Annotated in this window: 12 protein-coding genes and 2 pseudogenes; 3 read left to right on the forward strand and 11 right to left on the reverse strand. The window is 63.5% G+C overall.

Annotation, left to right across the window (positions count from 1 at the left end):
• Nucleotides 1–175: 175 nt before the first annotated feature.
• Nucleotides 176–1,216, forward strand: a pseudogene (locus ACN0X6_RS10230) (cache domain-containing protein); the annotation flags it as partial.
• 132 nt (nt 1,217–1,348) lie between these two features.
• Nucleotides 1,349–2,074 (forward strand): methyl-accepting chemotaxis protein, encoded by a 726-nt coding sequence (locus tag ACN0X6_RS10235; RefSeq protein WP_417703933.1) that lies wholly within the window; start codon nt 1,349–1,351, stop codon nt 2,072–2,074.
• Nucleotides 2,075–2,217: 143 nt separating this feature from the next.
• On the opposite strand, the gene ACN0X6_RS10240 is transcribed toward ACN0X6_RS10235, so the two are convergent.
• The 11 genes and pseudogenes from ACN0X6_RS10240 to ACN0X6_RS10290 form a co-directional block, all read right to left on the reverse strand.
• Nucleotides 2,218–2,541: a DUF3392 domain-containing protein gene (locus ACN0X6_RS10240; protein WP_017675845.1), complete on the reverse strand. Its 324-nt coding sequence runs from the start codon at nt 2,539–2,541 to the stop codon at nt 2,218–2,220.
• A gap of 98 nt (nt 2,542–2,639) precedes the next feature.
• Nucleotides 2,640–3,800 (reverse strand): radical SAM family heme chaperone HemW, encoded by a 1,161-nt coding sequence (gene hemW, locus ACN0X6_RS10245; protein WP_417703651.1) that lies wholly within the window; start codon nt 3,798–3,800, stop codon nt 2,640–2,642.
• Entirely contained in the window at nt 3,797–4,393 is a 597-nt protein-coding gene (gene rdgB, locus ACN0X6_RS10250) for an RdgB/HAM1 family non-canonical purine NTP pyrophosphatase (RefSeq protein WP_417703653.1), read from the reverse strand. Before rdgB ends, hemW begins: the two co-directional genes overlap by 4 nt.
• A 118-nt stretch (nt 4,394–4,511) precedes the next feature.
• A complete protein-coding gene (locus ACN0X6_RS10255) occupies nt 4,512–4,928 on the reverse strand; it encodes a DUF4426 domain-containing protein (RefSeq protein ID WP_417703655.1) in 417 nt (138 codons plus the stop codon).
• Between the two features lie 14 nt (nt 4,929–4,942).
• Nucleotides 4,943–5,563 (reverse strand): methionine biosynthesis protein MetW, encoded by a 621-nt coding sequence (metW, locus tag ACN0X6_RS10260; RefSeq protein ID WP_064495098.1) that lies wholly within the window; start codon nt 5,561–5,563, stop codon nt 4,943–4,945.
• Nucleotides 5,564–5,565: 2 nt separating this feature from the next.
• Nucleotides 5,566–6,705: a homoserine O-succinyltransferase MetX gene (metX, locus tag ACN0X6_RS10265; protein WP_417703657.1), complete on the reverse strand. Its 1,140-nt coding sequence runs from the start codon at nt 6,703–6,705 to the stop codon at nt 5,566–5,568.
• Between the two features lie 85 nt (nt 6,706–6,790).
• Complete coding sequence (locus tag ACN0X6_RS10270; RefSeq protein ID WP_417703659.1) at nt 6,791–8,767, reverse strand: dynamin family protein; 1,977 nt, start codon at nt 8,765–8,767, stop codon at nt 6,791–6,793.
• Nucleotides 8,768–8,948: 181 nt separating this feature from the next.
• Nucleotides 8,949–9,254: pseudogene (locus tag ACN0X6_RS10275) on the reverse strand (DUF167 domain-containing protein).
• Between the two features lie 80 nt (nt 9,255–9,334).
• Nucleotides 9,335–9,928 (reverse strand): YggT family protein, encoded by a 594-nt coding sequence (locus ACN0X6_RS10280; RefSeq protein WP_417703661.1) that lies wholly within the window; start codon nt 9,926–9,928, stop codon nt 9,335–9,337.
• An 11-nt stretch (nt 9,929–9,939) separates the two neighbouring features.
• Complete coding sequence (gene proC / locus ACN0X6_RS10285; protein ID WP_417703663.1) at nt 9,940–10,758, reverse strand: pyrroline-5-carboxylate reductase; 819 nt, start codon at nt 10,756–10,758, stop codon at nt 9,940–9,942.
• A 17-nt stretch (nt 10,759–10,775) separates the two neighbouring features.
• Complete coding sequence (locus tag ACN0X6_RS10290) at nt 10,776–11,468, reverse strand: YggS family pyridoxal phosphate-dependent enzyme (RefSeq protein WP_417703665.1); 693 nt, start codon at nt 11,466–11,468, stop codon at nt 10,776–10,778.
• A 217-nt stretch (nt 11,469–11,685) separates the two neighbouring features.
• Between ACN0X6_RS10290 and ACN0X6_RS10295 the strand changes: the two genes are divergently transcribed.
• Nucleotides 11,686–12,720 (forward strand): type IV pilus twitching motility protein PilT, encoded by a 1,035-nt coding sequence (locus ACN0X6_RS10295; RefSeq protein WP_045735678.1) that lies wholly within the window; start codon nt 11,686–11,688, stop codon nt 12,718–12,720.
• Nucleotides 12,721–12,785: the final 65 nt, after the last annotated feature.

Consider the following 12,785-nt stretch of genomic DNA (forward strand, 5'->3'; position numbering starts at 1 on the left):
GTCAAGGCTACCCAGGTTCCCGGGCAACCCATAACCGCTTCCAGATCCCGCCGATAACGTTCTGCGCTGAAAAGCCTGCCCAGGGGGGCGTGCTGCTGCGCTGCGACGCTTCGTCATGGATCTGGCTTTCAACGACAGGTGTCTGCTCGCGCCAGGCATCGATGGAGTCCTGTGCATGAACATCAAGGATTGGCCGCTGCGCCTGAAAATCACCCTGACGGCGGCGGCGCTGTTATCGCTGGTCAGCATCGTGCTGATCTGGCAAAGCGTTTCGTCCCTGGATCGGACCGTCAATGACACCCTGCGGCGTGATATCGACGGCTTCGCCCAGTCGATATCGGTCAACCTGGGCAACTGGATGCACGACCGCATCAACGCCGTGAAGACCACTGCAGGCAGCCTGATGCAGCAGCCGCAGATCGCCCCGCACATCTTGCTGCAGCAGACCTGGGCGACCTTCGCCTTCAACATCACCTACATCGGCACCAATGATGGACAGATGCTGCAGAACGACCCGACGGTGATCCTGCAGAACTACGATCCGCGTCAGCGCGGCTGGTATCAGGGCGCTGAGAAGAACAACGATGTGTTCATCAGCGACCCTTACGTCTCGCTCACCGATGGTGCCTACGTGGTGACCATCGCCTACCCGGCACGCCGCAACGGCACGCTGATTGGTGTGGTCGGCGCCAACCTGACGCTCGATACGCTGACCGAGACCATCGGCCAGCTGAGCATCCCCGGTGACGGCTACGCGCTGTTGATCGACCAGAGCGGGCAGATGATCGCGCACCCTGACAAGGCGTGGCGCACCAAGTCGGCCTCCGACTATTCGCCGACGCTGGGTGGCGAGCAGCTCAAGGCCCTGGTGCAGCAGCGTCGTCTCACTCAGGCTGAGGTGGCGGGCACCGACAGCCTGCTGTTCGCCGTCGAGATCCCCAATACCCGGTGGACGTTCGTGATGGTCATGGATGAGGCAAAAGTACTCGCGCCGGTGCGTAAGCAGCTCGCTGTGCAGTTGATCATCGGTATCGGCATGCTGGCCGTCGCCATTCTGGTGCTGGCTCTGCTGGGCCGTGTGCTGTTCCGTGATCTCGAGCAGATCCGTCACAACCTCAACGCCATCGCCGAAGGCAATGGTGACCTGACCCAGCGCCTGCCGGTCAACTCCAATGACGAGATTGGCCAGCTATCTAGCAGCTTCAACCGCTTCATCGAGCAACTGCACGGCATCATTTCCCGTCTGCGCGATGTCGCCGTGGCGCTGAGTAGTGAGTCCGGACAGGTGGCGCAGGATGCTCAAGCGCAGAACCAGCACGTGCAGCAGCACCAGTCCGAGCTGCATCTGGTGGCCACTGCGGTGACGCAGATGGCTTCCGCCACACAGGAAATCTCGCACAATGCCGAGACTGCCTCCGGTCAGGCCGTGGATTCGGTCAGCCTGAGTGTGGAAGGGCGCCGCCAGGTGGAGCGCAGCCAGCAGTCCATCGCCCTGCTGGCTGAAGAAGTCGAGGGGGCCGGGCGCATCATCGATGAATTGCACCGCCACTCCAACGAGATCAGCTCGATTCTCGCCACCATCGCCAGCATCGCTGACCAGACCAACCTGCTGGCCCTCAATGCGGCCATCGAGGCGGCGCGTGCCGGCGAGCACGGTCGTGGTTTTTCGGTGGTGGCCGACGAGGTGCGCGTGCTGTCCAAACGCACCCACGAGTCGACCCGCGAGATCGAGGCGATGATCCAGGTGCTGCAGGACGCCACCCGCCAGGCGGTCGGGGTGATGGACAACGCCGCTGCCAAGGCTGCGCAGAGCGTGACCGACGCCCAGGCGGCCAGTGACCTGCTGCAGCGCATCACCGAGGCGGTCGGGCAGATCAACGACATGGCCGCGCAGATCGCCTCGGCGGCGGAAGAGCAGGCCAGTGTCACCGTGGAGGTCAACCGCAACACCGAGAACATCCGCACCATGGGCGATCAGATGTCACAGAGCAGCCATGCTGCCTCGGCGGCAGCTTCCAACCTGCAGGCGCTCGGCCGGCAGATCGGCAGCGAAGTGTCCAAGTTCGTGCTGTAGAAACAGTGGTTCGCCCCCTGCCACAGGAGCGGCTTCAGCCGCGAAGGCCACTGTCCGTGGCTGACACCGCTCCTGCTAGGGAAATCGCATCCAGTCGGGCTGTGTTCTTCTTGCAGCGAATGCGATCGCGCTTCGTTGTCGACCTAATTCCTGTCGGCCAGTATGCCGATCACCACGAAGATCAGGATCAGCACCGGCGCCAGTGTGTAGTTGTTGAAGTGCGCCAGGCCCTTGGCCAGCCAGGGCGTCAGGAAAACGATCGCCAGGCCGTAGCCGACCGCGCAGAACACCACGAACAGCAGGGTGCGCAGGACGAAATTGAGGTTGCCGATGGTGCGTTGAACCCAGGCGTTGATGGCTGGGCCGAACAGCACCAGCAGTGTGGCCATGATGGCCAGGGAGATATCACCGAGGTGGCTGCGGCTCCAGCGCGAGAGGGTGACGATCAGGTCCAGTAGCAGATCCATTCAGGCTCCTTGGCAGGCTTAACGGTCAGTGCAGCGGCATCAGGGCTGCGCAAGCGAAGCGCCCAAGACTAACGGATTGTCGTGACGCTGTGGCGGAACTAGGCCAGGAACTGCTGCAGCAGATCGTTGAGAAACAGCTGACCCTTTGCCGTGGCGACCAGCCGAGTTTCGTCGGCTTGCAGCAGGCCCAGGCGCTCGGCTTCGCGGCGTGCCTGTTCGAGCTGCTGCAACGGCAGGCCGGTGCGCTGGCTGAACAGCTCGGCCGGCGCGCCTTCGGTCAGGCGCAGCACGTTCATCAGGAACTCGAAGGGCAGCTCGTCGGTTTCCAGCAGGCGCTCGCCGGCCTGGAATGCCTTGGCCGGGTCGAGGTAATCCTTCGGCAGTCGGGTTTTCCAGGTGCGCTGGATGCGCCCTGCGGGTGTGCTCAGCTTGGCGTGGGCACCAGCGCCGATACCGAGAAAATCGCCGAAGGTCCAGTAGTTGAGGTTATGCCGCGCCTGCTTGCCGGGCTGGGCGTAGGCGGACACCTCGTACTGCGCGTAGCCCTCGGCGGCGAGCAGCGCCTGGCCGGCTTCCTGGATGTCCCACAGCAGATCATCCTCGGGAAGCGTCGGCGGCTGGCTCCAGAACACCGTGTTCGGCTCCATCGTCAGTTGGTACCAGGACAGGTGCGTGGGGGCCTGGGCGATGGCGGTGCGCAGGTCGAACAGAGCGTCCTCGATGCTCTGATCGGGCAGGCCGTGCATCAGGTCGAGGTTGAAGTTGTCGAAGCCGGCAGCACGCGCCATATCAGCGGCACGGATGGCTTCGTCGCCGTTATGGATGCGCCCCAGCGCCTTGAGCTTGGCTTCCTGGAAACTCTGCACGCCGATGGACAGACGATTGATGCCCAGCGCGCGGTAGCCCTTGAACTTGGCCTGCTCGAAGGTGCCGGGGTTGGCTTCCAGGGTGATTTCGATGTCTGGCGCGAAGGCGATGCGTCGCTCGACACCCTCCAGCAGGCGCCCCAGGGCACGGTCGGAGAACAGGCTGGGCGTGCCGCCACCGAAGAAGATCGAGCTCAGCGGCCGGCCGTGGGCGTGCTGCACGTCGATGTCGAGGTCGGCGAGCAGCGCGTCGACGTATTCATCTTCAGGCAGCGTCGGCCCGGCAGCATGGGAGTTGAAGTCGCAGTAAGGGCATTTGCGCACGCACCACGGGATGTGGATATAGAGCGCCAGGGGCGGGAGCAGGAAACTCCCGCCAGCGGAATCGCTCATGCCAGCCCCAGGCGCTGCTTGAGCAGGGCCATGGCGCGGGCGCGGTGGCTGAGGCGGATCTTCTGCTCGGCAGGCAGTTCGGCACTGGAGCAGTTGGTTTCCGGCACCCAGAACAGCGGGTCGTAGCCGAAGCCATGCTCGCCACGGGCTTCATGCAGGATGCTGCCGTGCCACAGGCCTTCACAGAGGATTGGCAGCGGATCGTCGGCGTGGCGCACCAGTGCCAGGGCGCAGACGAACTGTGCGCTGCGCTTGGCTTCCGGCACGTCTTTCAGGGCTTCTAGCAGCTTGGCGTTGTTCGCCGCGTCGCCCTGGCCATCGGCATAGCGCGCCGAGTAGATGCCGGGCGCGCCGCCGAGGAAATCCACCGCCAGGCCGGAGTCGTCGGCCAGCGCAGGCAGGCCGGAGATGCGCGCGGCGTTGCGTGCCTTGAGGATGGCGTTCTCGACGAACGACAGGCCGGTCTCTTCCGGTTCGACCTGGCTGAACTCACCGATGGAACGCACGCGCACCGCATCGCCGAGCATGGCCTGCAACTCTTTGAGCTTGCCGGCGTTATGGCTGGCCAGTACCAGTTCCTTGAGGTCGATCATGCGGATATTGCCTGTCAGTTGAACGTTGAATTACAGAACCTGCAGGAGCGCGCCCCGCCGCGAAAGCTTCGTTCCGTGGCAGGGCTCCTACGCAAAGGCGCTGGCAGCGCCTTCAGCATCAGTCATCCGGGAACATTTCCTGGTTGAAGGTGATGCGGTGCGTGCTGTCGCCCTGGCGCACATCGAGGGTGAAGCTGAGAATCTCGCGGCTGGCGAAGGGGAACTGTGCCAGGTAGTAGATGGCGCCGCTTTCGGTGACCTGCCTGAAGGTCAACGCGGTGCTCTGCCCCAGCAGGTTCTTCACCTCGCCACCGACCACGGCGGTGCTGGCTTTGCCGGCCTTGAGCACGGCGACGTTGATCACGCCCAGGGTCTTGCTCCGGGTCAGTCCCGCCGCCACGGCAATGTCTGGCTGGATGAAGCTGGAGTTGAACACGCTGTAGTGCACGTCGAGATCGCCGAAGCTCTGCTTGCGCTCGGCGGCGGCCGGCAGAGCCAGGCACAGGGCGATCAGGAAGGGGATGATGCGGCTCATGATGTTCTCCTCGTTCAGACCGCGACGCGCTGGGCGGACAGGTCCGCGCCGCTGATGCGGTAGATGCCGATCTCGCCCAGCAGGTTGGGCCAGATGCGGCTTGCCAGGCCATGACGGTGGTCACGGTCCACTGCCAAGCGTTCTTCCACACGGGCACCCTGGGCGTGACAGAGACGCTCGAAGTCCTCGAAGGTGCAGAAGTGGATGTTCGGGGTGTTGTACCAGGTATAGGGCAGGAAGTCCGATACCGGCATGCGACCTTTCGTCGTCAGGTACCAGCGGCAGCGCCAGTGGCCGAAATTGGGGAAGGTGATGATGCAGGTCTTGCCGACACGCAGCATCTCGGCCAGCACCTTGTCCGGGTAGTGCAGCGCCTGCAACGACTGGGTCATGACCACCACATCGAAGCTGTTGCTGGCGAAGTTGCCCAGCCCCAGGTCGAGGTTCTGCTCGATGACGTTGACGCCGCGCTCGATGCACAGGGCGATCTTGTCCGGGTCGATCTCCAGGCCATAGCCGGCCACCTGCTTGTTGTCGCGTAGCCAGGCGAGCAGCTCGCCGTCGCCGCAGCCCAGGTCGAGCACGCGGCTGCCCGGGGCGATCCATTCCTGGATGATGTCCAGATCCGCTCGCATGCTCATACCTCGATTCGCTTCATGTAGCTGTCGAACGCCTGCAGGTAACGCGGGATCGGCATGAGGAAGGCGTCATGGCCCTGCGGTGCGTCGATCTCCAGGTAGCAGACGTTCTTCTTCGCCGCCAGCAGGGCGTCGACGATCTCCCGCGAGCGGGCGGGGGAGAAGCGCCAGTCGGTGGTGAAGGACATCACGCAGAAATCCGCCTCGGCCGCGGCCAGGGTCTTGGCCAGGTCGCCGTCGTTGGCGGCGGCCGGATCGAAGTAGTCCAGCGCCTTGGTCATCAGCAGGTAGGTGTTGGCATCGAAACGGCCGGAGAACTCCTCGCCCTGGTAGCGCAGATAGCTTTCCACCTGGAACTCGACGCTGTGAAAGTCATAGTTGAGCTTCTCGCTTTTCAGGCCACGGCCGAATTTCTCGCCCATGGCGTCATCGGAGAGGTAGGTGATGTGCCCAACCATGCGCGCCAGCATCAGCCCGCGCTTGGGGATCACGCCCTGTTCCTGGAAATGCCCGCCGTGAAACTCCGGGTCAGTGAGGATCGCCTGGCGCGCCACTTCGTTGAAGGCGATGTTCTGCGCCGACAGCTTGGGCGCCGAGGCAATCGCCAGGCAGTGGCGTACGCGCTCGGGGTAGCTGATGGTCCACTGCATGGCCTGCATGCCGCCGAGGCTGCCACCGATCACCGCTGCCCATTGGGCGATGCCGAGCACATCGGCCAGGCGTGCCTGGCTGTGCACCCAGTCTTCCACCGTCATCACCGGGAAGTCGGCGCCATAGGGCTTGCCGGTGGCCGGGTTGGCGCTGCTCGGGCCGGTGGAGCCATTGCAGCCGCCCAGATTGTTGAGGCTGACGACGAAGAACTTGCTGGTGTCGATCGGCTTGCCGGGGCCGATGCAGCTGTCCCACCAGCCGGGTTTGCGGTCCTCCGGGCTGTGGTAGCCGGCGGCGTGATGATGGCCGGACAGCGCGTGGCAGATCAGCACGGCATTGCTGCGCGCGGCGTTCAGTTCGCCGTAGGTTTCGACGACCAGTTCGTACTCGGCCAGGCTGCGTCCGCAGGCCAGTGCCAGGGGTTCGCTGAATCGGAACACCTGGGGGCTGACCAGACCGACGGAATCTTCGGGAAATGCAGTGGGCATGAAGGCGCTGCTAATGAATCGGAGGAGGGCGCCAGTCTAAAGAGCACCGACCTAAGCGGCAAGCGAGCTGGGCGCCCGCTCCGCTCTACAGGCTTTGTGGCCGCGCCGCCATCGGCAGGTTGACCACCTTGCCCTGGCGCTGCACCGGTGCCGGGCGGCGCAGCACGCGCAGCATGTCGCTGGCCTGGGCCAGTTGCTGCTCCAGTTCTTCCCGGTAGCGCGCCAGTTGCAGGCTGCGTTTGCGCGTCTGCTGGGTTTCCTGAGCCAGGGCCTTGAGGCGCAGCATGTGGCTTTCCAGCATCTGCTTGTGTTCCAGGGTGTGCTGCATCAGCGGCATCAGCGCATCGGCGGCCCATTGCTCGGCATCCAGGCGCAGGCGCTGGTGCAGGCCTATCACTTCCTGGGCCAGGGTGGCGAAGAAGCGCCGGGTCAGGCTGCGCTGCTCGGTGAGCAGGGTCTTGAGGTGCAGGCGGAACTGGTCGCCCTTTTCCTGCAGTTTCTTCAGCTCTCGCAGATAACGCTGGATCTTGAACTGCGGCGCATCGACACCGCCGAGTGGGTTGTCTTCGTTATGGCGGCGATAGATGGCTGCAACCATCTTGTTGGCCATGTCGGCTTCGTGCTGCAGGTTGTGCAGATCCTGCTCGACGGCGCGGAAGAAATGCAGGATGGCCTGGTTGATGCCCAGGGTGGTCCAGCTGCCGGTCAGATTGCGGCGCACCTCGCTCAGGTGTTCTTCCAGGCGTTCGGCGCGTGCGGCGTGGCGCAGCAGCTGACCCTGGCGTTGCAGCAGGCGTTGGTTGGTCTTCAGGCCGAGCAGGCGCTTGTGATGCCGGCTGTGATCTTCCTTGGTCTTGGCGGTCAGCTCGAACAACAACTGGCCGTTGTCCTGCTGATGGCTGCCGAGCAGGGCCAGCTGTTCGCTGACTTTCTCCAGGCGCAGACTGAGCACGTGCTGACTGTTATTGAGCAGCGCCAGCACCTGACGCACCACGTTATCTTCGATCAGGCGTTCCTTCTGCGCGACGATGCGCTCGCACAGCAGGGTCTCCAGACCGGCCATCTGGCTGCGTGCCAGCAGTTCCTCGTCCTTGCGCACCTTGGCCAGCAGCGCCTGCTTGGCCGACAGGGGCAGTACGTCCTGCTTGGCGATGCCCAGCTGCTTGGCGGTGGCGCTCTGGATCTGGCCAATGGCGTTCTGCACGAAGGTCTCGCCTGCCAGGTCGTCCCACAGCACGTCGATCTTGTTGAGGACGGCGAACAGGCTGGTCTGGGTGTCCTCCTCGAGCTGACGGATGTGCTGCTGCCAGATGCTCATGTCGCTGGCGGTGACGCCGGTGTCGGCGGCCAGCAGGAAGATGATCGCCTGGGCATTGGGCAGCATCGACAGGGTCAGCTCCGGCTCGCTGCCCAGGGCGTTGAGACCGGGAGTGTCGAGAATACGCAGGCCCTGACGCAGCAGCGGGTGGTCGAAGTTGACCATGGCATGGCGCCAGGCTGGCACCAGCACCTGACCGCGCTTTCCGGTGCCTTCGAGCATGTCCGGGTGGAAGCCGAGCTGGATTGCCTGCTCGACCGGCATCGGTTTGGTCTTGGCCACCTGGCTGAAAGCCAGCGCCATGTTGGCCGGGTCGCTGGTGTCCAGTGGGATGTTCACCCAGTGCCGGGGAATGCGCTTGAACTGGGCGACGCTGGCCGAGGCCGTGCGCGTCTCGATGGGCAACAGGCGGATGTAGGGACGTTCCGAGCGCGGGTCGAAAAACAGTTCGGTCGGGCACATGGTGGTACGCCCGGCATGCGAAGGCAGCATGCGCTGGCCGTATTCGGAAAAGAACAGGCTGTTGATCAGCTCGGTCTTGCCGCGCGAGAACTCGCCGACGAAGGCCAGGGTGATGTGGTCGGTACGCAGGATTTTCAGGGCGCGTTCGAGCTTGGCCTGAACTGCCTCGGAGTTGAGCCGGTTGTGTTCCAGCCAGCTGCGATAACGCGTGATCTCGCGCATCAGTTCGCGTTTCCAGGCGACGTAAGCGTCAACCTGCTGGCTGAGACGTTCCATGCTCATCCTGGCTCTCCTCTCGGCAAGTTCATCCACTTGCTGGGGCTGCGTGACTGTTCGGTTGGCGTTGCCGCCAGGAAGCACGGCATTCGCGAGAATAACCTGCATTATGCGAGGTACAGGGCGGCCGTCAATTGGCGGCTTGTACAGTCCCGCCTTGTGGTCGGGTCTGGTGGCTGAGTGGTCATCAGGCGCGCTGCAGGCCGGGAATCGGCGGCAGGTTCTTCGGAGCGCGAATGCGCAGGCGTTTCTGCCGATTGAGTTCGCCGCTTTCCAGGCTCACCTAGCTCTTGGCCACGCCAAAAGCCTTGGCCAGAAAGGCCAGCAGATGGGCGTTGGCCTTGCCCTCGATCGGTGGGGCGGTGAGGCGGATCTTCAGCCGATCACCCTGCAGCCCGGCGAACTCATTTTTGCTCGCCTTGGGTTGCAGGTGACAGTCGAGGATCAGGTCCTCGCCGTCCCAGCGGTAGAAACTTGCGGTCTTGATCGGCATACCCCTCATCCGGCGCTGCGCGCCACCTTCTCCCGGAGGGAGAAGGTCAGCAAGGAAGGTGTCGCTGCGCGACTCTCATGCTAGAGGAAGGGGCTGAGCATGGGCGGCAGGCCCGTGTATGCCGCCAGGCCGCCGATGATGAAGCGGTCTGCAAGATTGATCGCGATGAAGGCGAAGATCGGCGAGATATCCAGGCCACCGAGGTTCGGCAGCAACTTGCGGAACGGCGCCAGCAGCGGCTCGCAGATCTGATTGACCAGCTGTGCACCGGGGTTGTAGCTGCCTGGGGCGACCCAGGAGAGGATCACGCTGATGATCATGGCGAAGAAGAACACCTTGAGAAACAGCGAGGTCACGCCGATCAGTGACCACACCAGCAGTTGCAGGATGAAACCGCCGACGTTGTAGCCCATCAGCGTCAGGGTGACGACCATCAGCAGCAGCTGCACCAGGATGGCCAGCACCAGCGAGGCCAGATCCAGCCCGGCGAAACCGGGGATGATCCGCCGCAGGGGCGTCACCAGCGGCTGCGTGGCCTTGACGATGAACTGGCTCAGCGGGTTGTAGAAGTCGGCGCGCACCAGTTGCAGGATGAAACGCAGCAGGACGATCAGCAGATACAGGCTGCCGAGGGTCTGAATGATGTAGATCAGGGCTTCGATGAGTCCGGACATGTTTGCTTCCCTTATTGACCCAGTTGTTCGGCCAGTTCGGCCGAGCGATTGGCGGCGGCATTCAGTGCCTGTTGTACCAGCGCTTCGAAGCCGCCGGCCTGGAAGGTGTTGATTGCTGCTTCGGTGGTTCCGTTCGGCGAGGTGACGCGGCGACGCAGTTCACTGGCGTTGACATCGCTCTCGCTGGCCATGCGTGCAGCGCCCAGTGCGGTCTGGATGCTCAGGCGGGCAGCGGTTTCGCGCGGCAGGCCGAGCTGCTCGCCAGCCGCTGTCATGGCTTCGATCAGCAGGAAGAAATAAGCCGGGCCGCTGCCGGATACGGCAGTGACTGCGTCGATTTGCGCTTCGCTGTCCAGCCACAGGGCCAGACCCACGGCGCTCAGCACCTGTTCGGCCTGGGCTTTCTGCTCGGTGCTGACGCGCGGGTTGGCGAACAGGCCGGAAACGCCCTGGCGCAGCAGCGCCGGCGTATTGGGCATGCAGCGCACCAGCGGGCGCTCGCCCAGCCAGCTTTCCAGGCTGGCGCAGCTAATGCCGGCGGCGATGGAGATGATCACCTGATTTGGCGCGAGGTGCGGAGCCAGATCCAGGCATACCGCCTTCATGATCTGCGGCTTGACCGCCAGCACGATCAGGTCGGCGCCTTTGATGGCTTCACCGTTATCCGCGAAGGTGGCGATGCCATGCTCCTGCTGCAGACGGGCGCGCTGTTCGCTGCCGGGCTCGCTGGCGCGGATGGCGCTGGCCGGCACGCCCTGCGCACGCAAACCGCCAATCAGGCTGGCGGCCATGTTGCCGGCGCCGATGAAGGCGATGATCGGGTTGCTCATTACGGGAATTCCTTCATTCAATGGGTGGGCTGGCCGTAATCGCGGGCGCCGAACAGGGCGGTGCCGATGCGCACCCAGGTGGCGCCTTCGGCGATGGCGGCCTCCAGGTCATGGCTCATGCCCATGGACAGGGTATCGAGGTCCAGCGCCAGGTCATCACGCAATTGGCGCAAGTGGGCGAATGCGGCATGTTGCGCGGCGACATCGTCGGTAGGTTCAGGAATCGCCATCAGCCCCCGCAGGCTCAGGTTGGGCAGGGCGGCGACGGCCTTGGCCAGCTCTGGCAGCGCTTCGGGGCTGCAGCCGGATTTGCTGTCCTCAGCACTGACATTGACCTGCAGGCAGATATTCAGCGGCGGCAGGTGCGCGGGGCGCTGCTCGGAGAGGCGTTGGGCGATTTTCAGTCGATCCACCGAATGTACCCAGTCGAAATGCTCGGCGATGGGCCGGGTCTTGTTCGACTGAATGGGGCCGATGAAGTGCCAGATCAAGGGCAGATCGCTCAATTCGGCCTGTTTTTCCAGCGCTTCCTGCAGGTAGTTCTCGCCAAAATCGCGAAGGCCGGCGGCGTGGGCTTCGCGAATGGCCGCTGCTGGTTTGGTCTTGCTCACCGCGAGCAGGCCGATATCCGCCAAATTGTGCTGCGAGGCTTGCGCCGCCTCACGGATGCGCGCTCCGACCTTTGCAATATTCTCTGCTATCGTGGACATTAATTGCGCTCTATAAAGCCCTACCTCTAGAGAGGGCGTCTACAAACTGCTGCGCTCGACCATGCTGCGTTGAAGTCACCCTCAAAAGGCTCATGTACAGCTCGTACACTGCGCCTTTTCGCCTGACTTCGCCTTGCCTGACCTTCGCTCGCTGCTTTGTAAACACCTTCTCAGGGTTTGCGGCATTCTACCTGCTTGCTTGTAATTGGGGAGTCCCATGGATATCACTGAGCTGCTCGCCTTCAGCGCCAAGCAAGGCGCGTCGGATTTGCACCTCTCGGCGGGTCTGCCGCCGATGATCCGCGTCGACGGCGATGTACGCCGCATCAACCTGCCGCCGCTGGATCACAAGCAGGTACACGCGCTGATCTACGACATCATGAATGACAAGCAGCGCAAGGACTTCGAAGAGTTCCTCGAGACCGACTTCTCCTTCGAAGTGCCGGGCGTGGCGCGTTTCCGGGTCAACGCCTTCAATCAGAACCGTGGCGCCGGTGCGGTGTTCCGTACCATTCCGTCCAAGGTGCTGACCATGGAAGACCTGGGCATGGGCGAAGTGTTCCGCAAGATCACCGACGTGCCGCGCGGCCTGGTGCTGGTTACCGGTCCCACCGGTTCGGGCAAGTCGACCACCCTGGCGGCGATGCTCGACTACCTCAACAGCAACAAGTACCACCACATTCTCACCATCGAAGACCCCATCGAATTCGTCCACGAGTCGAAGAAGTGCCTGGTCAATCAGCGTGAAGTGCACCGCGACACCCACGGCTTCTCCGAAGCCCTGCGCTCGGCACTGCGTGAAGACCCGGACATCATCCTGGTGGGCGAGATGCGCGACCTGGAAACCATCCGCCTGGCGCTGACTGCCGCAGAAACCGGCCACCTGGTATTCGGCACCCTGCACACCACCTCCGCCGCCAAGACCATCGACCGCGTGGTCGACGTGTTCCCGGCCGAGGAAAAGTCGATGGTCCGTTCGATGCTGTCGGAATCGCTGCAGGCGGTGATCTCGCAGACCCTGCTGAAGAAGATCGGCGGTGGCCGTGTCGCCGCCCACGAAATCATGATCGGCACCCCGGCCATTCGTAACCTGATCCGTGAGGACAAGGTCGCGCAGATGTATTCGTCGATCCAGACCGGTGGCGCGCTGGGCATGCAGACCCTCGATGCCTGCCTGAAGACGCTGGTGTCCAAAGGGCTGGTCAGCCGCGACAGTGCGCGCGAGAAGGCCAAGAGCCCGGAAAACTTCTAGGAACTGGTGTAGGAGCGGGCGTTGCTCGCCAAGCTCTGTTCGCGATCAGAGCTCGCTCCTGCGAT

The organism is Pseudomonas sp. (assembly GCF_048269965.1).
Lineage (GTDB): Bacteria > Pseudomonadota > Gammaproteobacteria > Pseudomonadales > Pseudomonadaceae > Aquipseudomonas.